Annotated in this window: 24 protein-coding genes and 2 tRNA genes; 12 read left to right on the top strand and 14 right to left on the bottom strand. The window is 65.7% G+C overall.

Annotated features, from left to right (window positions below):
* Positions 1–12: 12 nt before the first annotated feature.
* From DFR40_RS16335 to DFR40_RS16285, 11 genes are all read left to right on the top strand, one after another.
* On the top strand, positions 13–510 hold the full coding sequence (locus DFR40_RS16335) for a sigma-70 family RNA polymerase sigma factor (RefSeq protein ID WP_121459564.1): 498 nt from the start codon (positions 13–15) through the stop codon (positions 508–510).
* Positions 507–1,520, top strand: coding sequence for a FecR domain-containing protein (locus DFR40_RS16330; RefSeq protein WP_121459563.1), 1,014 nt, complete (start codon positions 507–509; stop codon positions 1,518–1,520). Before DFR40_RS16335 ends, DFR40_RS16330 begins: the two co-directional genes overlap by 4 nt.
* A 92-nt stretch (positions 1,521–1,612) precedes the next feature.
* Positions 1,613–3,859, top strand: a complete 2,247-nt coding sequence (locus DFR40_RS16325; RefSeq protein ID WP_121459662.1) for a TonB-dependent receptor — start codon at positions 1,613–1,615, stop codon at positions 3,857–3,859.
* Between the two features lie 5 nt (positions 3,860–3,864).
* Positions 3,865–5,061 (top strand): PepSY-associated TM helix domain-containing protein, encoded by a 1,197-nt coding sequence (locus DFR40_RS16320; RefSeq protein ID WP_121459562.1) that lies wholly within the window; start codon positions 3,865–3,867, stop codon positions 5,059–5,061.
* A 100-nt stretch (positions 5,062–5,161) separates the two neighbouring features.
* Positions 5,162–5,650, top strand: a complete 489-nt coding sequence (locus DFR40_RS16315; RefSeq protein ID WP_121459561.1) for a sigma-70 family RNA polymerase sigma factor — start codon at positions 5,162–5,164, stop codon at positions 5,648–5,650.
* A 7-nt stretch (positions 5,651–5,657) separates the two neighbouring features.
* Positions 5,658–6,623 carry a FecR family protein gene (locus DFR40_RS16310; RefSeq protein WP_121459560.1) on the top strand — a complete coding sequence of 322 codons (966 nt, stop codon included), beginning with the start codon at positions 5,658–5,660 and terminating at the stop codon, positions 6,621–6,623.
* Between the two features lie 144 nt (positions 6,624–6,767).
* Positions 6,768–9,248, top strand: a complete 2,481-nt coding sequence (locus DFR40_RS16305; protein ID WP_121459559.1) for a TonB-dependent siderophore receptor — start codon at positions 6,768–6,770, stop codon at positions 9,246–9,248.
* 52 nt (positions 9,249–9,300) lie between these two features.
* Positions 9,301–10,482 (top strand): PepSY-associated TM helix domain-containing protein, encoded by a 1,182-nt coding sequence (locus DFR40_RS16300; RefSeq protein ID WP_121459558.1) that lies wholly within the window; start codon positions 9,301–9,303, stop codon positions 10,480–10,482.
* Positions 10,483–10,686: 204 nt separating this feature from the next.
* On the top strand, positions 10,687–12,072 hold the full coding sequence (gene fumC / locus DFR40_RS16295; protein ID WP_121459557.1) for a class II fumarate hydratase: 1,386 nt from the start codon (positions 10,687–10,689) through the stop codon (positions 12,070–12,072).
* A complete protein-coding gene (locus DFR40_RS16290; protein WP_121459556.1) occupies positions 12,072–12,455 on the top strand; it encodes a hypothetical protein in 384 nt (127 codons plus the stop codon). Before fumC ends, DFR40_RS16290 begins: the two co-directional genes overlap by 1 nt.
* A 2-nt stretch (positions 12,456–12,457) precedes the next feature.
* Positions 12,458–12,823, top strand: a complete 366-nt coding sequence (locus DFR40_RS16285; protein ID WP_121459555.1) for a FagA protein — start codon at positions 12,458–12,460, stop codon at positions 12,821–12,823.
* Between the two features lie 9 nt (positions 12,824–12,832).
* Here the strand turns inward: DFR40_RS16285 and DFR40_RS16280 are convergent.
* Positions 12,833–12,909, bottom strand: a tRNA-Arg gene (locus DFR40_RS16280).
* Positions 12,910–12,931: 22 nt separating this feature from the next.
* Positions 12,932–13,008: transfer RNA gene (locus tag DFR40_RS16275), tRNA-Pro, on the bottom strand.
* Positions 13,009–13,184: 176 nt separating this feature from the next.
* Here DFR40_RS16275 and dksA point away from each other — a divergent pair.
* Positions 13,185–13,598, top strand: a complete 414-nt coding sequence (gene dksA / locus DFR40_RS16270) for an RNA polymerase-binding protein DksA (RefSeq protein WP_170160254.1) — start codon at positions 13,185–13,187, stop codon at positions 13,596–13,598.
* 141 nt (positions 13,599–13,739) lie between these two features.
* Here the strand turns inward: dksA and pnp are convergent, their stop codons facing one another.
* From pnp to DFR40_RS16210, 12 genes are all read right to left on the bottom strand, one after another.
* Positions 13,740–15,866: a polyribonucleotide nucleotidyltransferase gene (gene pnp / locus DFR40_RS16265; RefSeq protein WP_121459553.1), complete on the bottom strand. Its 2,127-nt coding sequence runs from the start codon at positions 15,864–15,866 to the stop codon at positions 13,740–13,742.
* Positions 15,867–15,998: 132 nt separating this feature from the next.
* Positions 15,999–16,268, bottom strand: coding sequence for a 30S ribosomal protein S15 (gene rpsO / locus DFR40_RS16260; protein ID WP_121459552.1), 270 nt, complete (start codon positions 16,266–16,268; stop codon positions 15,999–16,001).
* A gap of 101 nt (positions 16,269–16,369) precedes the next feature.
* Entirely contained in the window at positions 16,370–17,275 is a 906-nt protein-coding gene (gene truB, locus DFR40_RS16255) for a tRNA pseudouridine(55) synthase TruB (protein ID WP_121459551.1), read from the bottom strand.
* A 6-nt stretch (positions 17,276–17,281) separates the two neighbouring features.
* Positions 17,282–17,659 (bottom strand): 30S ribosome-binding factor RbfA, encoded by a 378-nt coding sequence (gene rbfA, locus DFR40_RS16250; protein ID WP_121459550.1) that lies wholly within the window; start codon positions 17,657–17,659, stop codon positions 17,282–17,284.
* Positions 17,659–20,427 (bottom strand): translation initiation factor IF-2, encoded by a 2,769-nt coding sequence (gene infB / locus DFR40_RS16245; RefSeq protein ID WP_121459549.1) that lies wholly within the window; start codon positions 20,425–20,427, stop codon positions 17,659–17,661. Before infB ends, rbfA begins: the two co-directional genes overlap by 1 nt.
* Positions 20,428–20,444: 17 nt before the next feature.
* Positions 20,445–21,917: a transcription termination factor NusA gene (nusA, locus tag DFR40_RS16240; protein ID WP_121459548.1), complete on the bottom strand. Its 1,473-nt coding sequence runs from the start codon at positions 21,915–21,917 to the stop codon at positions 20,445–20,447.
* A 21-nt stretch (positions 21,918–21,938) separates the two neighbouring features.
* Complete coding sequence (rimP, locus tag DFR40_RS16235; protein ID WP_121459547.1) at positions 21,939–22,379, bottom strand: ribosome maturation factor RimP; 441 nt, start codon at positions 22,377–22,379, stop codon at positions 21,939–21,941.
* 152 nt (positions 22,380–22,531) lie between these two features.
* Complete coding sequence (rluB, locus tag DFR40_RS16230; RefSeq protein ID WP_245985723.1) at positions 22,532–23,542, bottom strand: 23S rRNA pseudouridine(2605) synthase RluB; 1,011 nt, start codon at positions 23,540–23,542, stop codon at positions 22,532–22,534.
* On the bottom strand, positions 23,529–24,074 hold the full coding sequence (scpB, locus tag DFR40_RS16225) for an SMC-Scp complex subunit ScpB (protein ID WP_121459546.1): 546 nt from the start codon (positions 24,072–24,074) through the stop codon (positions 23,529–23,531). Before scpB ends, rluB begins: the two co-directional genes overlap by 14 nt.
* Positions 24,043–24,912 (bottom strand): segregation and condensation protein A, encoded by an 870-nt coding sequence (locus DFR40_RS16220; RefSeq protein WP_121459545.1) that lies wholly within the window; start codon positions 24,910–24,912, stop codon positions 24,043–24,045. The genes scpB and DFR40_RS16220 overlap by 32 nt, the downstream gene beginning before the upstream one ends.
* A 43-nt stretch (positions 24,913–24,955) precedes the next feature.
* Positions 24,956–26,158, bottom strand: coding sequence for a tryptophan--tRNA ligase (locus DFR40_RS16215; RefSeq protein WP_121459544.1), 1,203 nt, complete (start codon positions 26,156–26,158; stop codon positions 24,956–24,958).
* A gap of 10 nt (positions 26,159–26,168) precedes the next feature.
* Entirely contained in the window at positions 26,169–26,813 is a 645-nt protein-coding gene (locus DFR40_RS16210; RefSeq protein ID WP_121459660.1) for a site-2 protease family protein, read from the bottom strand.
* Positions 26,814–26,819 lie beyond the last annotated feature (6 nt).

Genomic DNA, 26,819 nt, shown 5'->3' with positions numbered 1-26,819 from the left:
CCGGAGTCGCCCGTGTCCGCTGCCCATCCCGTCGCCGAACTGTACGCCGATCACCATCGCTGGCTGCATGCCTGGCTGCGCAAGAAGCTGGGCTGCGCGCACCAGGCCGCTGACCTGGTGCACGACACCTACCTGCGCCTGCTCCGCCGCGACGAGATGCCGCGGCTCGAGGAGCCGCGCGCCTTCCTGCTCACCGTCGCCCAGCGCGTGCTGGCCAACCACTGGCGGCACCAGCGGATCGAGCGGGCCTTCCTCGAGACGCTGGCGCAGTGGCCGCAGGCCCTGGCGCCGTCGGCCGAGGAAAAGGCCTGCCTGATCGATGCACTGGTCGAGATCGACCGCCTGCTCGACGGGCTGCCGGCGGTGGTCAAGCGCTGCTTCCTGCACGCCCAGCTCGACGGCATGAGCCACGGCGAAATCGCCGCCGAGCTGGGGATTTCGCTCAGCTCGGTCAAGCGCTACCTGGTCAAGGCCGGCGCCCGCTGCTATTTCGCGCTGGATCTCGAATGATCGAACACTTGCCGCCAGCCGACGGTTTTTTGCCGAAAACCGCCGTCGACCGTGAAATTGCCCGGCAGGCGGTGACCTGGCTGGTCGAACTGCAGACGGCGGCGCCGGGCAGCGGCATCGAGCAGGCGATCCGCGACTGGCGCGCCCGCGACCCGGCGCACGAAGCGGCATGGCAGCACATCGAGACGGTCAATGCCCGGCTCGGCAGCCTGGCTTCGCCGCTCGGTTCGGCGCTGGCCCGGGCGGCGCTGAGCCGGCCGGCGTCGCGCAGCCGGCGGCAGGCGATCAAGCTGCTCGCCGGCGCCCTGTTTGCCGGCGGCTCGCTGCTCGCGGTCGAGCGCCAGACGCCGTGGCCGGCCTGGGTCGCCGACGAGCGCAGCGGCACCGGTCAGCGGCGGCGCCTGCAACTGGCCGACGGCAGCCGCTTGCTGCTCAACAGCGATTCGGCGGTCAACCTGGTTTTTTCGGCAAAAACCCGCGAAGTCCAGTTGCTGCGCGGCGAAATCCTGGTCGATACCGGCCGCGACGAGGCCCACGCGCCGCCCCGCCGCTTCCGGGTGACGACGCCGCACGGCGAGCTGACGCCGCTTGGCACCCGCTTCGCGGTGCGCCTGCACGACGACCGCACCCGCCTCGACGTTTTTGCCGGTGCGGTCGAGATCCGCCCGGCCGGCGACCGTCGCCGGTTGACGGTCGACGCCGGCGAAAGCGCCGAATTCGCCGAGCCGGCGGTGCTCGCCACCGGCCATGCCGACGCCGACCGGATCGCCTGGCAGGACGAGATGCTGGTCGCCAGCCGGATGCGCCTGGCCGATTTCGTCGCCGAACTCGACCGCCACCGCCGCGGCCGCCTGCATTGCGACCCGGCGGTCGGCGAACTGCGCATCTCCGGCTCCTTCCCGCTGGCCGACCCCGAACGCATCCTCGACGCACTGCGCAGCACGCTGCCGGTCGAGATCCACTACCTGACCCGCTACTGGGCAACGGTCAGGCCGGCGGCGCGCGGCTGAAAAAATATTTTCGCCGGGCTGAGCTGTTTGCGGATCTGAAGAGACATGGAGGGTAAGCCTCGATGCTTGCCAACCCATTCAAGGATTCGACCATGACCCAAGACCATCCCTGCCGCCGCACCCTGATCGGCGTCGCCGTCGCCCTCGCCGTCTGTGCCGGCCTGCCGCCGGCCGCCCTTGCCGATGCCGCCGCCAGCAGCGCGGCCAGCGCGCGCAAGAAATACGACATCGGCCCCGGCTCACTGGAAAACGCGCTCAACCGCTTCGGCCGCGAGGCCGGCATCCTGCTCGCCTTTCCCAGCGAACTGGTGAGCGGCCTCAACAGCGCCGGCCTGCGCGGCACCTACACGCCGCAGGAAGGCCTCGACCGGCTGCTCGACGGCAGCGGCCTCGAAGGCTTCCGCGACGCCGCCGGCAAGTACGGCCTGCGCCGCGTTGTCCGCGCGCCGACCGCTGCCGGCGAAACCACGCTGGCGCCGGTGCGGGTCACCGCCGGGCTCGCCGGCAGCGCCGCGACGCCCGGTCGGGTCACCGCCCGGACCCTGCAGCGCCACGCCGCCAACGACCTCGAGGACATCTTCGCCGGCCAGCCGGAAGTCGCCGTCGGCGGCGGCCACGGCATCGCCCAGAAGATCTTCGTGCGCGGCATCGAGGACACCCTGGTCAGCGTCTCGATCGACGGCACCGTCCAGGGCAACCGCGCCTTTCACCACGCCGGCCGCCTGCAACTGGAGCCCGAGCTGATCAGCCGGGTCGAGATCATGCCCGGCGTCGTCGACGCCACCGCCGGCCCGGGTGCCCTCGGCGGCGCCGTCCGCTTCATCACCAAGGACCCGGAGGAGCTGCTGCGCCAGGGCGAACGGGCCGGCGCCCTGGTCAAGGCCGAATACACCAGCAACGCCGAAGGCTACAAGGCGCACGCCACGGTCTTCGGCCGCCTCGGCGAACAATGGTCGGCGATGGCCTCGCTCACCCACCAGGACCAGACCGACTACCGCGACGGCGGCGGCAAGCGGGTATACAGCACCGGCGCCGAGCAGGACTCGAACTTCTTCAAGGTGGTCGGCAAGCTGACCCGCGAACAGACCCTGCGCCTGACCTACGACCGCCACCAGAACGAAGGCATGCGCAACCAGCGCCCGCAATGGGTACGCAGCTCGTGGAACAAGGCCTACCCGATGAACAGCGAGCGCCAGACCTGGAACGCCGGCTACACCTGGAAGTCGGACAATCCGCTGATCGACCTGGCCGCCAACGTGTACCAGACCAGAACCGATTTCGAACAGGACATCACCGACCGCTGGGGCCTCTATCTTGCGCAGATGGAATCGCGCGGCTTCGACCTGCGCAACACCAGCAGCTTCGCCAACCACCGCCTGACCTACGGCGCCGACTACCGCAAGGACAAGGTCAACGCCGGTTCGCGGGCCAATCCGCATGAGGAGAACGGCCACGGCAAGGTGCGCGGCGTCTTCGTCCAGGACCGCATCCAGCTGGCCGAGCCGCTGCACATGGACATCGGCGTCCGCCACGACCGCTACGAAGTGGTCGACGACAGCGGCAAGCGCCTGACGGCCAGCGGCTACAGCCCGAATATCGGCTTCAGCTACGCGTTGACCCCGGAACTGCTGCTGCTCGCCGGGCATTCGCGCTCGCTGCGCGGACCGGGCAACATGGACGCCTTCAAGATGTCGGTGGCGACCAACGCCCCCGGCCTGAAGGCGGAGAAGGCCCGCTCCAACGAGGTTGGTTTCGAATACGAGGCGCCGCGGCTGCGCTTCGGCGGCAAGGTCTATCAGACCCGCATCGACAATGCGATCGCCGACCCGCTCGGCAATCCCAACCGCTACGAGAACGTCGGCCGGCTCGAATCGCGCGGCTTCGTGCTGCACACCGGCTACCGGCTGGAACGCGTCAGCATGGCGGTCAATTTCCACCGCAACCTGCTCCGCCTCAACGACGACATCCCCAACGGCTACGCCAACAACGGGCTCGGCATCAGCCAGGGCAACACCGTCACCGCCAGCCTCGACTACGCGCTCAACGACCGCCTCGAAATGGGCTGGCAGGGCCGCTTCGTGCGCGGCATCGACGACCAGCGGACCAGCGTCGGCCGGGTCGACAAGCCGGGCTACGGCGTCCATGACGTCTATGCCCGCTGGCGCCCGACCGGCCGCGACGACTACACGGTCACCATCGGCATCCGCAACCTGTTCGACAAGGACTACCTCGACCACGCGACCACCGAGGACTTCCAGCACATTCCCGGCTACGAAGGCGTGGTCGGTTCGCGCGAACCCGGACGCGAATTCAGGATCGGCCTGAGCGCCCGCTTCTGATCGTCGTGCGGCGGCAGATCGTCCTGCTGCACCGCGTCGCCGGTCTGGCGATGGCGCTGTTCCTGGTCATCGCCGGGCTGACCGGCAGCCTGCTGGTCTGGTACGAGGAAATCGACGCGGCGATCAATCCCGGCTGGCTGCGGGTCGCCGTCCCCGCCGACGGGCGGCCGGCGCTGCCGCCGTTGCAGTTGCGGGCGGCGGTGCTCGAACACTACCCGCAGGCCGCCAGCAACTACCTGATGCTCCACGGTCAACCCGGGCGGGCGGCGATTTTCTGGGTGCAGGCACCGCCACCGGCCGTCGATACCGTCTTCGTCGATCCCTACACCGGCGCCGTGCTCGGCGCCCGCCGGCACGGCGCAATTGGCGACGGCCTGCACAACCTGGCGCCCTTCATCTACGAACTGCACCAGTCGCTGGCGCTGGGCCGGACCGGCGTCCTGCTGCTCGGCATCGTCGCCCTGCTGTGGACCATCGACTGCTTCGCCGGCGCCTGGCTGACTTTCCCGGCGCCCGCCCGACACCCGGCACAGGCCGGCTGGCGCGCCTGGTTGCGGCGCTGGCGGCCGGCCTGGCGAGTGCGGCAACCGGCCAGCACTTACCAGCGCCACTACGATCTCCACCGCGCCGGCGGCCTGTGGCCGTGGGCACTGCTCTTCGTCTTCGCCTGGAGCAGCGTCGCCTTCAACCTGCCGGCGGTCTACCAGCCGGTGATGGACGCGCTGTTCGCCCGCCAGCCGGAACCGAGGGCGCTGGCGCCGCGACGGGCGGCCGCACAGCCGCAACCGGGGCTGGACTGGCCGGCGGCACTGGCCCGCGCCCGCCACCTGATGGCCGGAGAAAGCCATCGCCACGGCTTCACCGTGATCGAGGAAAGCAGCCTGCGCTACGACCCGCGCAGCGCCAGCTTCCACTACCGCGTGCGCAGCGATCTCGACGTCAACGAAAAACGCGGCAACACCAGCCTGGTCTTCGACGCCAACGACGGCCGCCAGCTCGGCAGCTTCCGCCCGACCGGTGCCGCCGCCGGCGATACCGTCACCAGCTGGCTGCTGACGCTGCATCTCGCCCACCGCTGGGGCCTGCCCTACCGCCTGGCGGTCACCGGCCTCGGCCTGGTCGTCGCCATGCTCTCGCTCACCGGCGTCTACCTGTGGTGGCGGAAACGACAAGGGCGCAAGGCACACCCGGGAAGACCTTGACCCGATTCGGCCTTGGTAGCAAAATAAGAACCATTATTATTTTAGCCAAGCCAGCCTCCCGGCGGCCCAGCCAAGCCCCTGGATCTCCCGGAGAACCCGCTTGAACCCGACCGCATCCGACGCCGTTGCCGCGCTTTATGCCGACCACCACGGCTGGCTGCAAGGCTGGCTGCGCCGCAAACTCGGCTGCCAGCACCAGGCCGCCGACCTGGCCCAGGACACTTTTCTCAGCCTGCTCAACCGCCCTTGTGCGGCCGACGAACCGCGTGCCTACCTGCTGACGATCGCCCGGCGGCTGATGTTCGAAAGCTGGCGCCGGCGCGATCTCGAGCGCGCCTGGCTGGACGAGCTGGCGCGCCTGCCGGAAGCCAGCGCGCCGTCGGAGGAAGAAAAGGCGATCGTGCTCGAAACGCTGCTGGCGATCGACAAGCTGCTCGACGGTCTCTCGGCCAAGGCCCGCAGCGCCTTCCTGATGCGCCAGATCGACGGCATGACCTACGCCCAGATCGCCGCCGAACTCGGGGTCTCCGTGCCGCGGGTCCAGCAATACATGACCCAGGCGCTGACCCGCTGCTATCTCGCGACCTGAACAGACGATGCCCAGCCCAGCCAAGCGCTCACTTGACCCGGTCGCACGCCAGGCCATCGACTGGATCGTCCGCCAGGGCGCCAGCGAGCTCTCCGATGCCGAGCGCCGCGCCTTCGCCGACTGGCGCGCCAGCGACCCGCGCCACGAAGCCGCCCTCGCCCACCTGGAACGTTCGCTCGGCGCCTTCGCCGAGTTGCCCGCACCGGCCGCCACGCGAACCAGCCTGCGCCGGGCCCTGGCGGCGCCGGCAAACCCGCGCCGCCACCTGCTCAAGGCAGCGCTGGGCCTGGCCGGGCTAGGCCTGGGCAGCGCCCTGATCGCCCATCGCCAGCAGCCGCTGCCCGGCCTGCTGGCGGGATTCTCGACCGCCACCGGCGAACGGCGAAGCCTCCAGCTCGCCGACGGCAGCCAGGTCTGGCTCAATGCCCGCAGTGCCATCGACGTCGCGTTTTCGAGCACGGCGCGGCATATCCGCCTGGTCGGCGGCGAACTGATCGTCGATGTCGCCACCGATCCGGTCCGGCCACTGATCGTGCACACCGCCGAAGGAACGGTCAGCGCGCTGGGCACGCGCTTCCTGGTCCGCCAGGAAGACGGCGCCAGCCTCGCCGCCGTGCTTCACGCCAGCGTCCGCATCGACACCCTGGGCGGCCAGCACAGCGTGCTGCAAGCCGGCGACAGCGCCCGCTTCGACCTCGCCTCGATCCACGGCAGTCCTGTCTCGCCGGCGACGGCAAGCGCCTGGGAGGATGGTTTCGTCGAAGTGCATGATCGCCCCCTGGGCGAAGTGATTGCCGCGCTACGCCCCTACCGCCGCGGTTTTCTGCGGATTTCGCCGGCCGCGGCGGCGCTCCGGGTGACCGGCACCTTTCCGCTCGACGACAGCGAACGCAGCCTGGATGCACTGGCCGAAGCACTCCCGATCGAGATCAGCCGGCGCACCGATCTGTGGGTGATGATCGAGCTTGCCTGAGCCCGGCCCGCTGCCGCTGAAAATCGCCGCATTTCGACGGTCGACCGTAAAAATCCGCACCGCCCCCTATAAAAACCCGCCGCTGGTTGCACAAGGCAAGTGAAGGCTCGAATTCCCGGCCGAACCCAACTGCGGAGAACCAAGATGCACCACCCCGACACCACGTCCGTCCGACGACTGCGCCCGCTCGCACTGGCCATCGCGCTGCTCGCACCACTCGCCGTTCCGGGCGCCGCCCTCGTCCATGCGCAGGAAAACCAGCGCCCGCTCAAGCATTACGACCTGCCGAGCGGGCCGCTCGATGCGTCGCTGACGCGGATTGCCCGCCAGGCCGGCCGGGTCATCGTCATCGACCCGCAACTGGTGAGCAATCTCAAGTCGTCACCGGTGCATGGCGAACTGACGGCCGAACAGGCCTTGTCCCGCGCCCTGGCCGGCTCGGGCCTCGGGCTGACGGTCAGCGACAACGGCAGCTTCGGCCTGCGCCGGCTGAAAAGCGGCGAGGAAGCGACGCTGGCGCCGCTCACCGTGACCAGCCGCAGCGCCCGCGAGGATGCCTGGGGCCCGGTTGGCGGCTACGTCGCCAAACGCAGCGCCACGGCAACCAAGACCGACACGCCCTTGCTCGAAGTGCCGCAATCGATCTCCGTCGTCGGCCGCGAGGAAATGGATACGCGCGGCGCAGTCAATGTCGAGGAGGCCTTGCGCTACACGCCCGGTGTCGGCGTTCCCTACGGCTTCGATACCCGTTACGACTGGCTGACCCTGCGCGGCTTCGATGCCAAGAGCGGGATGTACCGGGACGGCTTGCTGCAGGCGACGAGCACCTACGGCATCCCGCGCGCCGACGCCTACACCCTCGAGCGGGTCGAGGTGCTGCGCGGACCGGCTTCGGTGCTCTACGGCCAGGCCGAACCCGGCGGCGTCATCAACATGGTCAGCAAGAAACCGGCCGAAACACCGCAACGCGAACTGCAGCTGCGCGTCGGCAGCCACCGGTTGGCCGAACTGGCCGGCGATTTTTCCGGCGCGCTCGACGAGCGCGGCGCGCTGCGCTACCGCATGATCTTCGTCGGCAACCAGACCGACACCGAGGTGGACAAGACCTACGCCCGGCGCCGCCTGCTGGCGCCCAGCCTGAGCTGGCAGATCAGCGAGGCCACCGAACTGACCGTGCGCGCGCTGTACCAGCAAGACGACGGCGACTTCGCCTTCAACGAGCACTTCTCGCCCTATGCGCTGCACTATCTTCGCCCGCTCGGCATGCTCAAGGACACCGACGCCGGGTTCTACAAGGGCGAGGAAAAATTCAACAACATCGATCGCAAGTACACTTCGCTCGGCTATCAGTTGAACCACCGGATCAACGACAACTGGTCGTTCCGCCAGAACCTGCGTTACGACCACATCGATTTCGACTATCGCTACCTGACGATGTCCGGCGTCAATCCCTTCAACGCCCAGGTGGTGCTGCGCCAGGCCAACATCAACGACGAACGGCTGGCGGCCTGGGCGGTCGACAACCAGGTCCAGGGCGATTTCGCGACCGGTACCGTCGCCCACACGCTGCTGCTCGGCGTCGACTGGCGCAAGAGCCGCGCCGACGAATTGCGCCGGAGCGGCAACGCCCCCTCGCTCGATACCGCCAACCCGGTCTACGGTCTGCCGGTCAGCTACCCGACCACGGTCAACTACGACAACACCATCGATAGCCGCCAGCTTGGCGTCTACGCCCAGGATCAGCTGAAACTCGACGAGCACTGGCGACTGACGCTGGGCGGCCGCTACGACAATGCCAGCCGCGAAGCCACCAGCCGCCTCAACGGCAGCACCAGCAAGACCACCGACCACGCGTGGACCGGGCGCGCCGGCCTGACCTACCTGTTCGCCAATGGCCTGGCACCGTATCTGAGCTACAGCGAGTCGTTCAAGCCGGTCGGCGGTACCGATGCCGACGGCCGCACCTTCAAGCCCGAACTCGGCCGCCAATACGAAGTCGGCGTCAAGTACCAGCCGTCAGGGACGCAACTCTCGCTCAATTTCGCGCTCTTCGACATCGTCAAGCAGGACTACGTGCTCACCGACTACAGCAGCATCAGCACCGGGGTGCGCCGCCAGATCGGCGAAGTCACCTCGCGCGGCGCCGAAATCGAGGCCCGGGCCGAACTGCCGGGCGGCTTCAAGCTCAGCGCCTTCTACAGCTACACCGACGCCCGGGTCAGCGAATCGCGCAATCCGTGGGAACAGGACGCCCGTCTCAACCACGTCCCCAAACACAACGCCGCACTCTGGGTGGACTACACCCGGCACGGTGGCAGTCTCGACCGCCTCGGCGGCGGCCTCGGCATCCGTTACGTCGGACGCAGCGAATACACCGCGGTCAACTCCCTGGCCGCCTACAACGCCCTGCTGCCGCCGGCCCAGCGCATGGGTGCGGTGGCGAACGTCGAATCGGCTGCCTACACGCTGGTCGATGCGGCGCTCCGCTACAACTTCGACAAGGTCAAGCTGGCGCTCAACGTCAGCAATCTGTTCGACAAGAAACACGATACGGCCTGCCTCGAAAGCGTCTGCTACGCCGGCTATGGCCGCATGACCACACTGACCGCCAGCTACGCCTGGTAAGCGTCATCCCCCCGCCCGCACCCGGGCGGGGGTCATCCCACGGAATATCCCGATGCGTCCCCTGCTCGTTCGCCTGCACCGCTGGTTCGGTCTTTTTTGTGCCCTCTTTCTGATCATTTCCGGCCTCACCGGCAGCATCATCGCCTGGAACCACGAACTCGAGGAATGGCTGGCTCCCGACATTTTCACGGTCAACCCGCCCGCCGGGGCAAAAATGCTGGCGCCCCTGAGCCTGGCCCGGCAACTGGAAGCCGAGATGCCCGGCCTGCAGCTCACTTACCTGCCGCTGAGCGTCGAACCCGGGCACTCGCTGGGCATCGGCGTCGCCCCCAGACCTGCAGCAGACGGCAGCCCGGCGATCGCTCCCGGATTCAACCAGATGGCCGTCGACCCCTACACCGGGCGCATCCTCGGCCAGCGCCAATGGGGCGAATTCGGCCTGGCCCCGGAAAAATTCTTCGCTTTCCTCTACAAGCTCCATTATTCGCTGCATCTGCCGGCAATCGCCGGCATACCGGTCGGCACGCTGCTGATGGGCATCGTCGGCATGGTGTGGACGATCGACGCCTTTGTCGCGCTGTGGATCAGTTTTCCGGCCGGCGGCAACTGGCGGAAATCGTTCGCCTTTCGCTGGCGAGCCGGCGGCTACCGGCTCAATTTCGACCTGCATCGTTCCGGCGGCGTCTGGGTCTGGGCCTTGCTCCTGATTCTCGCCTTCACATCGGTTTCGATGAATCTCGGCGCACAGGTTGTCCGCCCGCTGGTCGGGCTATTCTCGCCGCTGACCCCGCTGCCCGCTGCCGGACGCACGCCGGCGCCGGCCGATCAGCCGCATGCGCCGGCGCTCGCGCGCGAACCGATCATCGAACTCGCACGCCAGGAAGCCGGGCGACGCGGCTGGCAACTGCCGGCCGGCGCCATCGCCTACAACCCCTGGCTCAATCTCTACGGTGTCGCCTTCTTCGACGAAGGCGACGATCACGGCGGCAAGCTGGGACCACCCTGGCTCTACTTCGACGGCAATTCGGGCGCCCTTGCCGGCGAAAAGCATCCGGGCCATGGCAGCGCCGGCGACATCTTCATGCATGTCCAGCACCCGCTTCACTCCGGGCGCATCCTCGGATTGCCCGGCCGCATCGCGGTTTCCCTGCTCGGCCTGGTCATCGCCATGCTCTCGCTCACCGGCGTCTACCTGTGGTGGAAAAAGCGGCGGGCGCGCGAACAGCGTCGATGACGCAAACGCAAAGGCATAAATAACAATAATTCCTATTTACTCTGCGAATTCGTCGCGGTATAGTCTGTCCAACCGGGCAACGGGCGCAGCCTCTCCCTCAAACTGCGCGCCGTCCCCGGGGTTCCATCTCTCGCTTTGGGCCCAGCCAGCCAGACGCCAGCCAGCCGTTTTTTCCGCCGCCCGCGCGGCACCGCCGAGACCACCATGACGACACGCATCGAACACGACACCTTCGGCCCCGTTTCCGTTCCCGCCGACCGCCTCTGGGGCGCACAGACGCAGCGTTCGCTGCACAACTTCGACATTTCCGGCGAACGCCAGCCGCTCGAGATCATCCGCGCCCTGGCCCAGGTCAAGCGGGCCAGCGCGCTGACCAACCAGGCGCTCGGCCTGCAGGATGACGCGCGCACCGCGGCCATCGTCGTCGCCGCCGACGAGATCATCGACGGCCGCCACGATGCGGAATTTCCGCTGGTCGTCTGGCAGACCGGCTCGGGCACGCAGACCAACATGAATCTCAACGAGGTGATCGCCAACCGCGCCAGCGAGATTCTCGGCGGCCCGCGCGGCGAAGGTCGTCTGGTCCATCCCAACGACGACGTCAACCGCAGCCAGTCGAGCAACGACGTCTACCCGACCGCGATGCATGTCGCCGCCGTCGACGCCATCGTCCGCCGCCTGCTGCCGGCACTGTCCCTGCTGCGCGCGACGCTGGCGGCCAAGGCCGAGGATTTCGCCGGGATCGTCAAGATCGGCCGCACCCACCTGCAGGACGCGACACCGCTGACGCTCGGCCAGGAAATTTCCGGCTGGGTCGCCCAGCTCGACCATGCCGACCGGCACATCCGCGCCGCCTTGCCGCACCTGCACGAACTGGCGCTCGGCGGTACCGCCGTCGGCACCGGCCTGAACGCACCGCGCGGCTACGCCGAGCGCGTCGCCGCCGAACTGGCACGGCACACCGGCCACCCCTTCGTCAGCGCACCGAACAAGTTCGAGGCCCTGGCCAGTGCCGATGCCGTGGTGCACGCGCACGGCACGCTCAAGGGCCTGGCCGCCAGCCTGATGAAGATCGCCAACGACGTCCGCTGGCTGGCCAGCGGCCCGCGTTGCGGCATCGGCGAACTGTCCATTCCGGAGAACGAGCCCGGCTCGTCGATCATGCCGGGCAAGGTCAATCCGACCCAGAGCGAGGCGCTGACCATGCTCGCCGCCCAGGTCTTCGGCAACGACGTGGCGATCAATTTCGGCGGCGCCTCGGGCAACTTCGAGCTCAACGTCTTCCGGCCGATGCTCATCCACAACTTCCTGCAGAGCGTGCGCCTGCTCGGCGACGGCATGAAGAGCTTCAACAAGCACTGCGCGGTCGGCATCGAGCCCAACCGCCAGCGCATCGGCGAGTTGCTCGAGCGCTCGCTGATGCTGGTCACCGCGCTCAATCCGCACATCGGTTACGACAAGTCGGCGCAGATCGCCAAGAAGGCCCACCGGGAGGGCAGCACGCTGCGTGAAGCGGCGCTGGCCCTCGGTTACCTGAGCGGCGACGAGTTCGACCGCTGGGTCGTGCCGGCACAGATGACCGGCCGCTGATGCGCGCGCTGGCCCGCTTCCCCCTGTTGTTCACGCGCCAGACCGCGACCACCTCGGTCGCGGTGCAGACGAGCGCCGAAGCGCCGGCGCTGCTGCGCTATCTCGGCGAGGTGCAGCAGCGTTGCAGCCGCCAGATGCAGGAACAGCAGCGCTGCATCGCCGGGCTCGAGGCGCGGATCGGGCAACTGCAACACGAGTTGCTGCGCCGCGACGCGGAAGTCCGTGCCCTGCGCCAGCGGATCGACGCCGAGGCGGCCGGCGAGGTGATCTGCCGCACCGGCTGCCTGAGCCACGACGACCACTGGCGGGCCGACGAGCAGTGCCGGCTCAGCGGCCTGCCCTGCCATCACGCCGAAGCGGCGCAGACAGCGGAGAAGGATTGACGATGCCCGGGCATGCCGCCAACACCGATCCGCACCGGGAAACCTACGACATGCTCGGCACCGGCATCCGGCTCGCCCTGCACCCCAACGAACCGGGACGCATCCTGGCCTTCGTCGACCTCGCCGACTATCTCGCCGATGGCCAGGCTGATGCCTGGCCGCTGCTCGAGCGCACCTACCTGACGCTGATCGCGACCGCCAATGATCGCCTGCTGCCGTTCGCCTGGCGGGTCGCCTGCCTCGATTACGCCTATCGCCCCTACCGCGCCCTGCACCGCCTGCCGGCCACGCCGGCTAGCCAGGAACGACTGCGCCGCCTCGGCTATCGCCTGGCGACGGTGGACATCTTCGAATCAAAGCACGATTGAGCTGGGGATTGGCGCGCCCGGAGGGACTCGAACCCCCGACCTGCCGCTTAGAAGGCGGCTGCTCTATCCAGTTGAGCTACGGGCGCGAGATGTGCCAAGAGAAGGAAATGGTCGGGGCGGTGGGATTCGAACTCACGACCCTCTGCTCCCAAAGCAGATGCGCTACCAGACTGCGCTACGCCCCGACGAAGGAACGCATTGTATCAGCGCCGCCGCCCGGACGCCAGACGTGCGCGGCGTTCCGGCAAATCGGCGGATTTTCACATTGCGCTGCAGCAAGGCTTTTCCTTGCCTCGCCTGGGACTTTCTGATATTTAATCGCTTTTTTCGTCACTGGAAGCGCGCACAAATGGCAGAAGACTTGCTTCACAAACATTTCGCACCCTACGAGCCGAAGGCTGGCGAGGAGTACATGAGCAACAAGCAGCTTGCTCACTTCCGCAAGATCCTGGAGACGCTGAAAAAGGAACTGAGCGAGGATATCGATCGCACGGTGCATACGATGCAGGACGAAGCGACGGTGTTCGCCGACCCCAACGATCGCGCCAGCCAGGAAACCGACATCGCCATCGAACTGCGCAACCGCGACCGCGAGCGCAAGCTGATCAAGAAGATCGAGGAAACCCTCGGTCGCATCGACGACGGCGACTACGGCTTCTGCGACAAGTGCGGCGTCGAGATCGGCATCAAGCGCCTGGAGGCACGTCCGACGGCAACGCTGTGCATCGACTGCAAGACGCTCGACGAGCTCAAGGAAAAGCAGATGGCGAAGTAATGCTCGCCCCCCCGCCCGGAACGGGCAGGATTGGAAAAGCCACCGCGAGGTGGCTTTTTTGCAGGCATTTGACGGTCGACCGTCAAACACGATGAAAAAAGGGCGCCTCGCGGCGCCCTTCTGCATTCCGCTGTCGCGGAATTACTGTTGTTGCTGCTGTTGCTGCTGGACGCCGCCTTCTTCCTCGGCTACGGCCTTCATCGACAGCTTGACGCGGCCGCGGTCGTCGGTCTCGAGAACCTTGACGCGCACGACCTGGCCTTCCTTGACGTAGTCCTCGACCTTGTTGACACGCTCCTTGGCGATCTGCGAGATGTGCAGCAGGCCGTCCTTGCCCGGCAGGACCGAAACGATCGCACCGAAATCGAGGATCTTGAGCACGGTACCTTCGTAGATCTTGCCGATCTCGACTTCGGCGGTGATCGCATCGATCTTGGCGCGGGCGGCGGCGGCGGCCTCGCCCGAGGTGGCGGCGATGGTGATCGTGCCGTCGTCCTGGATGTCGATGGTGGTGCCGGTTTCTTCGGTGATGCTGCGGATCACGGCGCCACCCTTACCGATCACGTCGCGGATCTTCTCCGGATTGATCTTGAAGGTGTACAGACGCGGCGCGTAGGCCGACATCTCTTCACGCGGGCCGGCAGCGGCTTCCTGCATCAGGCCGAGGATGTGCAGACGGGCGTCCTTGGCCTGGGCCAGCGCGACCTGCATGATTTCCTTGGTGATGCCCTGGATCTTGATGTCCATCTGCAGCGCGGTGATGCCGGTCGTCGAGCCGGCCACCTTGAAGTCCATGTCGCCGAGGTGATCTTCGTCGCCGAGGATGTCGGTGAGCACGGCGAAACGGTTGCCGTCCTTGATCAGGCCCATGGCGATGCCGGCGACGTGCGCCTTCAGCGGCACGCCGGCATCCATCAGCGCCAGGCAGCCGCCGCAGACCGAAGCCATCGACGAGGAGCCGTTCGACTCGGTGATTTCCGAGACGACGCGCATCGAGTACGAGAAATCTTCCGGCTTCGGCAGCACGGCCAGCAGCGCGCGCTTGGCCAGACGGCCGTGACCGATTTCGCGACGCTTCGGCGTACCGACGCGACCACATTCGCCGGTGGCGTACGGGGGCATGTTGTAGTGCAGCATGAAGCGGTCGCGGTATTCGCCGGCCAGCGCGTCGATGATCTGCTCGTCGCGGTTGGTGCCCAGCGTGGCGACAGCCAGGGCCTGCGTTTCACCGCGGGTGAACAGCGCCGAACCGTGGGTACGCGGCAGGACGCCGGAACGCATGGTGATCGGACGCACGGTGCGGGTGTCGCGACCGTCGATGCGCGGGGCGCCCGACAGGATGCGGCCACGGACGATGCCGGCTTCGATTTCGAAGAACAGGTTGCCGACGGTGTTGGCATCCGGCGCGCCTTCCTCGCCGGTGCACAGGGCGGCAACGGCTTCGGCGGCGAGTTCCTTGACGCGCTGGCTGCGGGCCTGCTTCGAGGTGATGCTGTAAGCCTCTTCCAGCTTGGCACCGACCAGGTCCTTCAGGCGGGCGACCAGGGCTTCGTCCTTGGCCGGCGCTTGCCAGTCCCATTCCGGCTTGCCGGCTTCTTCAACGAGTTCGTTGATGGCGTTGATCGCCTTCTGCATTTCGGTGTGGCCGAAAACGACGGCGCCGAGCATGACTTCTTCCGACAGCTGGTCGGCTTCGGATTCGACCATCAGCACGGCGGCTTCGGTGCCGGCGACGACGAGGTCGAGCTGGCTGTCCTTGAGCTGCGAGAGCGTCGGGCAGAGCACGTACTGGCCGTTGATGTAGCCGACGCGGGCGGCGCCGATCGGGCCGGCGAACGGAATGCCGGAGATGGCCAGGGCAGCCGAGGCACCGATCATCGCCGGGATGTCGGAATCGATTTCCGGGTTCAGCGAGATGACGGTGGCGACGATCTGGACTTCATTGTAGAAACCGTCCGGGAACAGGGGGCGGATCGGGCGGTCGATCAGGCGGCAGGTCAGCGTTTCCTTTTCCGACGGGCGGCCTTCGCGCTTGAAGAAACCGCCGGGGATACGGCCGGCAGCGTAAACCTTTTCCTGATAATCGACGGTCAGCGGGAAGAAATCCTGACCGGGCTTGGCATTCTTGGCACCGACGACGGTCACCAGAACGACCGTCTCTTCCATCGAGACGACGACGGCACCGCCGGCCTGGCGGGCGATTTCGCCGGTTTCCAGGGTCACCTGGTGTTCGCCGTAGGCGAAGGTCTTTTTCACGACATTAAACATTGACTTCCTTTCACTCTCATCACATTAATCAACAATAACAACAACTTGCATGACAACAAAAACAACGGTACGACAAAAAACAAAAAAGCGGCCGGGAAGTTTCCGGGCCGCTTCTCTTTGCGTCAGCCGCGCTTACTTGCGCAGGCCGAGCTTGGTGATCAGGTTGCGGTAGCGCTCGACGTCCTTGCCCTTCAGGTAGTCGAGCAGCTTGCGGCGCTGCGAAACCAGGCGCAGCAGGCCACGACGCGAGTGGTGATCCTTCAGGTGCTCCTTGAAGTGCGGCTGCAGGTCGTTGATGCGAGCGGTCAGCAGCGCGACCTGGACTTCCGGGGAACCGGTGTCGCCCTTGGATTGTGCGTATTCGGCGACGAGGCTCGCCTTCTGTTCGGTGGTGATTGCCATTTTTCAAAACCCTCTAGGTTGAAGCGACGGCGCCCCGGTTTGATAGAGCGACCGTCAGTGGAAAATTTTTCCGGAACCGGAAAGCGTCGGATTCTAGCAGATCAGGCGGCCAATTGCACCAGTCTTTTCGGCCACAGACGCCCGCCGGCGCCGGGCTCGCCGACGCCGAGCAGGCGCCCGCCGGCATAGACGCGGATCTTGCCGGCGAGGCCGGCCGGCAGGTCAACCGGGTTGCCGTGGCTGAATCGCGATTCGGCTTCGCCGTCGAGGTCGACCCGCGGCAGGCTCTGCAGCAAGGCGTCAACGGGCTGCAGACTGGCGGGACGCGCCGCCTCTTCGATCGCTTCGATCGCCGCCAGCGTCAGCGCGCGGTCGAGCACCAGATCGCCGACGCGAGTCCGCCGCAAGGCCGTCAGATGCGCGCCGCAACCGAGCGCGGCGCCGATGTCCATGGCCAGCACGCGGATGTAGGTACCCTTGCTGCAACTCACCGAAATGCGCAGGCGATCGCCGGCGAATTCGTGTAGTTCGATGGCGTGGATGGTCACCGGCCGGGCCTCGCGCTCGACGACGATGCCCTGGCGCGCCAGTTCGTAGAGCGGGCGGCCGTCGCGCTTGAGCGCCGAATGCATCGGCGGCACCTGCAGGATGTTTCCGGTCAAGGCCTGGAGAACCGGCAAAATGTCGCTTTCGCGGACGTCGACCGTGGACGTCGACAGCACGGTGCCTTCGGCATCGCCGGAGTCGGTGACGACGCCGAGGCGGAGTTCGGCTTCGTAGGTCTTGTCGGCATCGAGCAGGTCGGCGGAAAACTTGGTCGCCTCGCCGAAGCACAGCGGCAACAGCCCGGTTGCCAGCGGATCGAGAGTGCCGGTGTGACCGCCCTTGGCTGCCGAAAAGAGGCGACGCGCCTTCTGCAGCGCATCGTTCGAACTCATGCCCAGGGATTTGTCGAGCAGCAGGACACCGTCGACCTGCTGCCAGACCTTCTTGACTCGCGGCTGCACGACCGGTCAGTCTTCCGGCGTCTGGTCGCTGATCGCGTTCGCCTTTTCGATCAGCGCCGACATGCTGGCGCCGTACTCGAGCGAACTGTCATAGATGAAATGCAGCTCGGGCAGCGTGTGGATGTGAATCCGCCGCCCCAGCTCGCGGCGCAGGAAACCCGAAGCCCGCTTCAGCCCCTGCTCGATCTCCTTCAGATGCTCGCTGTTGAGCGTCGTGAAGAAGACCTTGGCATGGGCGTAATCGGGCGTCAGCTCGACCGCCGTCAGGCTGATCATGCCAACCCGCGGATCCTTCAGTTCGCTGCGGATCAGGTCGGCCAGATCGCGGCGCACCTGCTCCGCGACCCTGTCTCCCCGTTGAAATCCTCGTGCCTGCTTCTTCATTACAGCGAACGCGCCACTTCCTGGATTTCGTACACTTCGAGCTGGTCGCCTTCCTGGATGTCGTTATTGCCACGCAGCGACAGACCGCACTCGAAGTTCGAGCGGACTTCCTTGACGTCGTCCTTGAAGCGCTTGAGCGAATCGAGTTCGCCGTCCCACTGGACCACGTTGTTGCGCAGCAGGCGAACGCGCGAGGCACGCTTGACGACCCCTTCGAGCACGTAGCAGCCGGCAATCGCGCCAACCTTGGAGACGTGGAAGACCTGGCGGATCTCGACCATGCCGGTGACCTGCTCGCGCTTCTCGGGCGCCAGCATGCCGGAAAGGGCCGCCTTGACCTCGTCGACCGCGTCGTAGATCACGTTGTAGTAACGGATATCGACGCCGAAGCTTTCGGCCAGCTTGCGCGAACCGGCATCGGCACGGATGTTGAAACCGATGATGACGGCACCGGAAGCCTGCGCCAGGTTGACGTCGGATTCGGAAATCGCACCGACGGCACCGTGGATGACGTTGACCCGGACTTCCTCGTTGGACAGCTTCTGCAGCGTCTGGACCAGCGCCTCCTGGGAACCCTGGACGTCGGCCTTGACGATCAGCGGCAGAGTCTTGACCTCGCCCTCTTCCATCTGCTGGAACATGTTCTCCAGCTTGGCCGCCTGCTGCTTGGCCAGCTTGACGTCGCGGAACTTGCCCTGACGGAAGAGCGCGATTTCGCGCGCCTTCTTTTCGTCGGCGAGCACGATCGCTTCTTCGCCGGCAGCCGGGACGTCGGACAGACCGAGGATCTCGACCGGAATCGAAGGACCGGCCTCGGCGATCGGCTTGCCGTTCTCGTCGAGCATGGCGCGGACGCGGCCGAAGACCTGGCCGGCGAGCACGATGTCGCCCCGCTTGAGCGTGCCGGACTGGACCAGCATGGTGGCCACCGCACCGCGCCCCTTGTCGAGACGCGCTTCGATGATCAGGCCCTTGGCCGGGGCATCCTTCTGCGCCGTCAGTTCAAGCACTTCGGCCTGGAGCAGGATCTGTTCGAGCAGTTCGTCGATACCGGTACCCTTCTTCGCCGACACCGGGCAGAACGGCGAATCGCCACCGTACTCTTCCGGAATGACGCCTTCGGCAACCAGTTCCTGCTTGACGCGATCGGGGTTGGAATCCGGCTTGTCGATCTTGTTGACCGCAACCACCAGCGGCACGCCGGCCGCCTTGGCATGGTGGATCGCTTCCTTGGTCTGCGGCATCACGCCGTCGTCGGCCGCGACGACCAGGACGACGATGTCGGTCGCCTTGGCACCACGCGCACGCATCGCCGTAAAGGCTTCGTGACCCGGGGTGTCGAGGAAGGTGATCATGCCGCGTTCGGTTTCGACGTGGTAGGCACCGATGTGCTGGGTGATGCCGCCGGCTTCGCCGGAAGCCACCTTGGCACGGCGGATGTAGTCGAGCAGCGAGGTCTTGCCGTGGTCAACGTGACCCATGACGGTGACCACCGGTGCACGATGCTCGAGCGGCACGTCCTTGTGCTCGCCGGTTTCCTCGAGGAAGGCATCGGGATCGTCGAGCTTGGCGGCGACCGCCTTGTGACCCATTTCCTCGACGACGATCATCGCCGTTTCCTGATCGAGCACCTGGTTGATGGTGACCATCGAGCCCATCTTCATCATCGCCTTGATGATCTCGGTCGCCTTGATGGCCATCTTGTGCGCCAGGTCGGAGACGGAAATGGTTTCCGGCACGTGCACTTCACGGATGATCGGCTCTGTCGGCGCCTGGAAGCTGCCCTGGCCGTCGTCCGACTTGTGCGACTTCTTGTGGCCGTGGCGATTGTCCTTCCAGCCGCTGCCGCTATCGGCGCCGCGGGTCTTGATGCCGCCCTTCTTCTTGCCGTCGTCGGCAGCGCGGCCGCCCTTGTCGCCCTTCTTGCCGGCACCGGCGTCGGGTTTCTTGTGCAGCGTGCCCTTCTCGCCTTCGCCGGTGCGCGCCTGGGCAGCAGCCTGCTGCTTCGCCTGCTCGGCCACCTTGGCGGCGGCGGCGGCGGCCTCGGCCTGCTGGCGCATCACCGCCAGCTGGGCTTCACGGGCCTGCTTTTCCTTCAGTTCGCGTTCCTGGATCTCGCGCAGGCGGTTGAAGCGACGGGCTTCCTCCTCGCGCGACTTGAGTTCCTTCTCACCGATGATCGCTGCGCGATCAAGGGTGCGCCGGACCGGTGCGGCTGGCGCGGCTGGCGCGGCTGGCGCGGCGGGCGCCGGCTCGGCTGCTGCCTCGACCGGCTCGGGTTCCGGCTGCGGCGCCGGTTCGGGTTCAGGCTCGGGTTCCGGGGCCACTTCGACGACCGGCTCCGGCACGACTTCGACCACCGGCTCCGGGATCGGCTCGACCACTGCCTCGCTGACAGCCTCCAGCGGCGTCTCGAGCACTTCGAGTTCCTCGGCTTCCTCGCCGGTCGTCTCGACCTGGCTTTCATTGACGTCGCGCTTGACCAGCACGCGCTTCTTGCGCACCTCGACCTGAACGGTACGGGCACGGCCGTGCGAATCGGTGGCCTTGATCTCGGACGTCTGCTTGCGCGTCAGCGTGATCTTGTTCTGCGGCTGCGCCTCGCCGTGCGAGCGGCGCAGGTAGTCGAGCAGGCTGGTCTTGTCCTGATCGGTCAGCGTATCGCTGCCGCCGGACTTGCCGACGCCGGCGCGGCCGAGTTGCTCGAGCAGCGCCTCGACGGGCATTTTCAGTTCAACGGCGAATTGTGAAACAGTTGTTGCGGACATACTTGCTACCTCCCTGCTCACTCGAACCAGTGAGCGCGTGCCTTGAGAATGAGTTCCTTGGCACGCTCTTCATCAATGCCGGTCATTTCCGTCAGTTCATCAACCGCCAGTTCGGCGAGGTCATCGCGCGTCTTGACGTCATGTTCGGCCAGCTTGGCGGCCAGTTCCTTGCTCATGCCCTCGAGGCCGATCAGATCCTCGGCGACGCTCTCGAGCTTTTCCTCGGTGGCGATCGCTTCGGTCAGCAGCACGTTGCGGGCACGGTTGCGCAGTTCGTTGACGATGTCCTCGTCGAGACCGTCGATCTCGAGCATTTCGGCCAGCGGCACGTAGGCGACTTCTTCCAGCGTCGAAAAACCTTCCTCGATCAGCAGGTCGGCCAGCTCTTCGTCGATGTCCAGCTTTTCCATGAACATCACGCGGGTGACCGCGTATTCGGCTTCCGCCTTCTTCGCCGATTCATCCTGGGTCATCAGGTTGATCGTCCAGCCGGTCAATTCGGACGCCAGGCGGACATTCTGGCCGCTGCGACCGATCGCGATGGCCAGGTTGTCCTCGTCGACGACGACGTCCATCGCGTGCTTTTCCTCATCGACGACGATCGAGGTGACTTCGGCCGGCGACAGCGCGCCGATCACGAACTGGGCCGGATCAGCCGACCACAACACGATATCGATGTTCTCGCCGCCGATCTCGTTGCGCACGGCAGTGACGCGCGAGCCGCGCAGGCCGACGCAGGTACCGATCGGATCGATGCGCGGGTCGTTCGACTTGACGGCGATCTTGGCACGCATGCCGGGATCACGGGCGCAAGCCTTGAGCTCCATCAGACCGTCTTCGATTTCCGGCACTTCGAGATCGAACAGCTTGATGACGAACTCGGGCGCGGTACGCGACAGGATGATCTGCGGACCGCGGGCACCGCGGTCGATGCGCAGCAGGTAGGCGCGAACGCGGTCGCCGACGCGCAGGTTTTCCTTCGGGATCATCTGGTCGCGAGGCAGCAGCGCCTCGATCTTGCCAGCCTCGATGATCGCGTTGCCGCGCTCCATGCGCTTGATCGTGCCGAAGACGATGTGTTCCTTGCGGTCGAGGAAGTCCTGCAGGATCTGCTCGCGCTCGGCGTCACGGATCTTCTGCAGGATCACCTGCTTGGCAGCCTGGGCGCCGATGCGGCCGAAATCGATCGGCTCCAGCGACTCTTCGAGATAGTCACCCGGCTCGATCTCGGGATCGTCCTTGGTCGCCTCCGACAGCGGAATCTGCTGGTACTCGTTCACGTATTCGCTGTCCGCGACGACCTGCCAGCGGCGGAAGGAATCGTAATTGCCGGTGGCGCGGTCGATCGAGACACGCACTTCGGCTTCGTCGTGGATACGCTTCTTGGTCGCGGATGCAAGCGCCAGCTCAAGGGCACCGAAGACGATTTCCTTGTTGACGTTCTTTTCGCGGGCCAGGGCATCGACCAGCAACAACAGTTCACGGCTCATGGGCTAAGACCTCCAGGTACTTCAGTCGAATTTCGGCACCAGACGTGCCTTTTCGATATTGTTGAATTCGAGTTCCACGTCGTCCTTCTCGAGGCGCAGGGCGACGCGGCCATCCTTGCAGCCGAGCAGTTGCCCCTGGAAATTGCGACGGTTGTTGTGCGGGATGCGCAGCTTGATCTGGATCGACTGGCCGGCGAAGCGCTCGAAATCGGCTTCCTTCTTGACCACGCGATCCATGCCCGGCGACGAGATTTCGAGACGGTCGTAGTCGATGTTCTCGACTTCGAACAGGCGCGTCAGCTGATTCGAAACCTTGGCGCAGTCTTCGACGTCGACACCGCTCTCCTTGCCGGGCGCGTCGATGAAGACGCGGATGGTGCGGCCGCGCGGCGACATTTCGATATCAACGAGCTCGTAACCCAGACCGGTCACCGTCGTTTCAAGCAGCGTATTCAAATCCATAGGCACAAATAAAAAATGGGCGAAACGCCCACCTCAGAAAAATAAGATGCCCGCCAGAACAACAGCGGGAGAAACAAACCCGTGAATTATAACGGGTTTATTCCTCCCTCACAATCGCCATGCACCAGGCTGGGCATGATCATGCCGGCAGATCAGGCCGTCTGCGCCTTTTCGCTGCGCGCCAGTTCGCGCATCAGCGCCTTGACCTCGGTTTCGTCGAGCTCGCGGCAGCGCCCGCGCTTGAGTTGCGGCGGCAGCGTGAACGGCCCGTAGCGGACGCGGATCAGGCGGCTGACCGTACACCCGACCGCCTCGAACATGCGCCGGACTTCACGGTTGCGCCCCTCGAACAGGCTCACCCGGTACCACTTGTTGGCCCCCTCGCCACCGGCATCGACGAGACCGGAGAAACTCGCCGGACCATCCTCGAGCTGAACACCGGAGAGCAGTTGCTGCTGCGCTTCCAGCGTCAGTTCGCCGAGCACCCGTACGGCGTATTCGCGGACCAGTTGCGAACTCGGGTGCATCAGCTTGTTGGCCAGTTCGCCGGAGGTGGTGAACAGCAGCAGCCCGGAGGTATTGAAGTCGAGCCGGCCGACATTGATCCAGCGACCACCGCGCATCCGCGGCAACGCGGCAAAGACCGACGGACGGCCGTCCGGATCGTCACGCGAGACGATCTCGCCTTCCGGCTTGTGGTACATCAGCACCCGCGGCGGGCGCGAGCTGCTGCCGGTGAAGCGGATGTTGATCAGGCGCCCGCCGATCTTGACCTTGTCGGTCGGAATCACCGACTGGCCGATGGTGGCGACGACGCCATTGACGCTGACCTTGCCCGAGGCGATCCATTCTTCCATCTCGCGGCGCGAGCCGACACCGGCCTGGGCGAGCACCTTCTGCAGACGCTCCGGCTTGGCTTCGATCAGCGGCTTGCCGTTGCGGCCGATGTTGCCGCGATTGGCGCGACCGGTCTGCGGGATGCCCTGGCGGCGACGCGGCGTCGGCTTGGCAGCGACCTCGTCGAGCGGCGCATCGTCGCCTTCCTGGCGCGGGGCAAACTCGCGCGGCGGCGGCGTGTTACGGTCGACGCCCCGGCGCGGGCGTTTTTCGCCACCGCTGGCGGCATCGGGCGCCCGGAAGGGCGTGCGTTTATTGGTTTTCATGGTTCAGCTCCAGTGTCTGGCTGATTTGTTCAAGCGGCGGCAGTTCGCTGACGCTGCGCAGGCCCAGATCATCGAGAAATTGTTTGGTCGTGGCAAACAGTGCCGGCCGACCGGGGGTGTCGCGGTGGCCGACGACGTCGATCCAGCCACGCTCTTCAAGGGTCTTGACGACATTCGCGTTGACCGCGACGCCGCGGATTTCCTCGATGTCGCCGCGGGTCACCGGTTGACGATAGGCGATGATCGCCAGCGTCTCCAGCACGGCCCGCGAATATTTCGGCGGCTTTTCCGGATTCAGCCGCTCGAGGTAAGGCAGGTATTCGGCGCGGGTCCGGAAACGCCAGCCGGAAGCCAGCTGGACCAGCTCGACCGGGCGCTCGGCCCAGGCCTCGCGCAACTGGTCGAGCAGCTTGCGCAGGGTATCCGAAGACAGTTCCTCGTCGAACATCTTCTTCATCTCGTGCGTGGTCATCGGCGCTTGCGCCGCAAGCAGCGCCGCCTCAAGAATCCGGCTGACCTGGCTGGCTTCCATCGTCTTCCTCCATCGGCGATTCCGGCTCGCCATCACGCAGGTTGATGTAGATCGGCGCGAAGGCCTCATTCTGCGTGATCCGGATCAGTTTTTCCCGGCCCAGCTCGAGCATGGCGATGAAATGCACGACCAGCCCGGGCGGCCCCATGGCCGGGTCGAACAACGTCTCGAACTGGACGAAGCCGCCCTGCTCCTGCAACTGCCGCAGGATGATGCCCATGTGCTCGCGCACCGACAATTCCTCGCGGCTGATCTTGTGGTTGCGCTTGAGCACGGCCTGGCGGACCACATTCATCCAGGCCTCCTTGAGATCGTCGACCGAGACCTCCGGCAAGCGCACCAGCAGCGATTTCTCGACCAGCGTTTCGACCCAGAAGAACTCGCGCTCGGCCTGCGGCATTTCGTTGAGCCGCTGGCCGGCCAGCTTCATCTGCTCGTATTCCATCAGCCGGCGGACCAGTTCGGCGCGCGGGTCCTCGACTTCGCCGTCGTCGCCGATCTTCGGCCGCGGCAGCAGCATGCGCGACTTGATCTCGATCAGCATCGCCGCCATGACCAGGTACTCGGCCGCCAGCTCCAGGTTCTGCGCACGCATCGCCTCGACGTAGTCGAGATACTGCCGGGTCAGCGGCGCCATCGGGATGTCGAGGATATCGACGTTGGCCTTGCGGATCAGGTAGAGCAGCAGGTCGAGCGGCCCCTCGAAGGCGTCGAGCATGATCGCCAGCGCATCCGGCGGGATGTACAGGTCTTGCGGCAGCGCCTCCAGCGGTTCGCCGTAGATCCGGGCAACCGGCTCGAAAAGTGCCGCCTGCGGCAGGTCGACCGCAAGATTCATGCGTCGACCGCCGGATCGCGGTAGCGGAACGACGCAGCGGACATCAGTGGTATTCCAGGCCCATCGATTCGCGCACGTCGCGCATCGTCTCGCGCGCCAGCTCGCGCGCCTTCTCGCAGCCGTCGGCGATGATGTTCTTGACCAGCGTCGGATCGTCGAGATACTGCTGGGCACGCTCGCGCATCGGCGCCTGCTCCTTGAGGATGCCGGCGATCACCGGCTGCTTGCAGTCGATGCAGCCGATGCCGGCGCTGCGGCAGCCCTGCTGCACCCACTCGCGCGTGGCATCGTCGGAGTAGACCTGGTGCAGCTGCCACACCGGGCAACGCGCCGGATCGCCCGGATCGGTACGACGCACACGGTTGGTGTCGGTCGGCATCGACTTGACCTTCTTGGCTACCGACTCCTCGGATTCGCGCAGCGTGATCGTGTTGTTGTACGACTTCGACATCTTCTGCCCGTCGAGGCCCGGCATCTTCGATTCCTCGGTGAGCAGGTAGCCGGGTTCGACCAGGATCATCTTGCCGGTGCCTTCGAGGAAGCCGAACAGGCGTTCACGGTCGACCGTCGATAAATGCTGAATATCGTTGAGCATCGCCCGCGCCTGCTCGATCGCTTCCTTGTCGCCTTCCTGCTGGAAACGGGTACGCAGTTCCTCGTAGAGGCGGGCCTTCTTGCCGCCGAGTTTCTTCACCGCCTCGCGCGCCTTGTCCTCGAAACCGGGTTCGCGGCCGTACATGTGGTTGAAGCGACGGGCCAGTTCGCGCGTGAATTCGACGTGCGGAATCTGATCCTCGCCGACCGGCACCTTGTCGGCGCGGTAGATCAGGATGTCGGCGCTCATCAGCAGCGGGTAGCCGAGGAAACCGTAAGTCGACAGGTCCTTGTTGGCCAGTTTCTCCTGCTGATCCTTGTAGGTCGGCACGCGCTCGAGCCAGCCGAGCGGCGTCATCATCGACATCAGCAGGTGCAGTTCGGCGTGCTCGGGCACCTTCGACTGGATGAACAGCGTCGCCTGGTTCGGATCGACACCGGCGGCCAGCCAGTCGATGACCATGTCCCAGGTCGATTTCTCGATGTTCTGCGGATTGTCGTAATTGGTCGTCAGCGCGTGCCAGTCGGCAACGAAGAACAGGCAGGGATACTCGTGCTGGAGCCTGACCCAGTTCTTGAGAACCCCGTGGTAATGGCCGAGATGCAAGGCGCCGGTCGGGCGCATGCCGGAAAGGACACGTTCTGCGTACATGGTTTCTTGTTTAGTAAAGACCGAAAATGGTTTCGATGGCGCTTGCCGAAAAGAGCACCAGAGGATTCAAAATGCTGCCGAGGATACCGGTGAATAGTAGGAGCAGCAAAATCGGAAAACCCCAAGGTTCTATTCGGGCGACCTGCCAGGCCAGCCGGTTCGGCAACAGACTGACGGCGATGCGACCACCGTCGAGCGGCAGCAACGGCAGTAGATTAAGGACCATAAACAAACAGTTTATCTTTATACCTACCTCGCCCATGCGTGCCAGCGGCACGGCGAAGAAATCCGTTAGGTACCAAGACAATTTGAACATCAGCGCCCAGAAGCAGGCCATTACCAAATTGGCCGCCGGCCCTGCGACTGCGACCCAGAGCATGTCTTTCTTAGGCTGACGCAGGCGGGTGTAATCGACCGGCACGTTGGTATAGCCGAACACAAAGTTACCTGCCGAGACCAGCAGAACCGCCAGCGGGATCAGTACAGTACCCACGGGGTCAATATTGGGTAGCGGATTAAGCGTGATGCGCCCCTGCTGCCAGGCGGTCGGATCGCCAAAATAGCGAGCGACATAACCGTGCGCCACCTCGTGCAGAGTAATCGCGAAGATCACCGGTATCGCGGCGATGGCGATGGTCTGGATCAGCGCGTTGATGTCGAG

Origin of the sequence: Azonexus fungiphilus (assembly GCF_003634965.1) — a bacterium.
Lineage (GTDB): Bacteria > Pseudomonadota > Gammaproteobacteria > Burkholderiales > Rhodocyclaceae > Azonexus > Azonexus fungiphilus.
The sequence above is the reverse complement of the archived record's forward strand: the minus strand, read 5'-3'. Positions and strand labels throughout refer to the sequence as shown.

Excerpts from the sequence above, each read along its gene's own strand:
- DFR40_RS16330 (WP_121459563.1), top strand. The coding sequence starts at position 507 with ATGATCGAACACTTGCCGCCAGCCGACGGTTTTTTGCCGAAAACCGCC.
- DFR40_RS16325 (WP_121459662.1), top strand. The coding sequence starts at position 1,613 with ATGACCCAAGACCATCCCTGCCGCCGCACCCTGATCGGCGTCGCCGTC.
- DFR40_RS16310 (WP_121459560.1), top strand. The coding sequence starts at position 5,658 with ATGCCCAGCCCAGCCAAGCGCTCACTTGACCCGGTCGCACGCCAGGCC.
- DFR40_RS16305 (WP_121459559.1), top strand. The coding sequence starts at position 6,768 with ATGCACCACCCCGACACCACGTCCGTCCGACGACTGCGCCCGCTCGCA.
- DFR40_RS16300 (WP_121459558.1), top strand. The coding sequence starts at position 9,301 with ATGCGTCCCCTGCTCGTTCGCCTGCACCGCTGGTTCGGTCTTTTTTGT.
- fumC (WP_121459557.1), top strand. The coding sequence starts at position 10,687 with ATGACGACACGCATCGAACACGACACCTTCGGCCCCGTTTCCGTTCCC.
- DFR40_RS16290 (WP_121459556.1), top strand. The coding sequence starts at position 12,072 with ATGCGCGCGCTGGCCCGCTTCCCCCTGTTGTTCACGCGCCAGACCGCG.
- DFR40_RS16285 (WP_121459555.1), top strand. The coding sequence starts at position 12,458 with ATGCCCGGGCATGCCGCCAACACCGATCCGCACCGGGAAACCTACGAC.
- pnp (WP_121459553.1), bottom strand. The coding sequence starts at position 15,866 with ATGTTTAATGTCGTGAAAAAGACCTTCGCCTACGGCGAACACCAGGTG.
- rpsO (WP_121459552.1), bottom strand. The coding sequence starts at position 16,268 with ATGGCAATCACCACCGAACAGAAGGCGAGCCTCGTCGCCGAATACGCA.
- rbfA (WP_121459550.1), bottom strand. The coding sequence starts at position 17,659 with ATGAAGAAGCAGGCACGAGGATTTCAACGGGGAGACAGGGTCGCGGAG.
- infB (WP_121459549.1), bottom strand. The coding sequence starts at position 20,427 with ATGTCCGCAACAACTGTTTCACAATTCGCCGTTGAACTGAAAATGCCC.
- nusA (WP_121459548.1), bottom strand. The coding sequence starts at position 21,917 with ATGAGCCGTGAACTGTTGTTGCTGGTCGATGCCCTGGCCCGCGAAAAG.
- rimP (WP_121459547.1), bottom strand. The coding sequence starts at position 22,379 with ATGGATTTGAATACGCTGCTTGAAACGACGGTGACCGGTCTGGGTTAC.
- rluB (WP_245985723.1), bottom strand. The coding sequence starts at position 23,542 with ATGAAAACCAATAAACGCACGCCCTTCCGGGCGCCCGATGCCGCCAGC.
- scpB (WP_121459546.1), bottom strand. The coding sequence starts at position 24,074 with ATGGAAGCCAGCCAGGTCAGCCGGATTCTTGAGGCGGCGCTGCTTGCG.
- DFR40_RS16220 (WP_121459545.1), bottom strand. The coding sequence starts at position 24,912 with ATGAATCTTGCGGTCGACCTGCCGCAGGCGGCACTTTTCGAGCCGGTT.
- DFR40_RS16215 (WP_121459544.1), bottom strand. The coding sequence starts at position 26,158 with ATGTACGCAGAACGTGTCCTTTCCGGCATGCGCCCGACCGGCGCCTTG.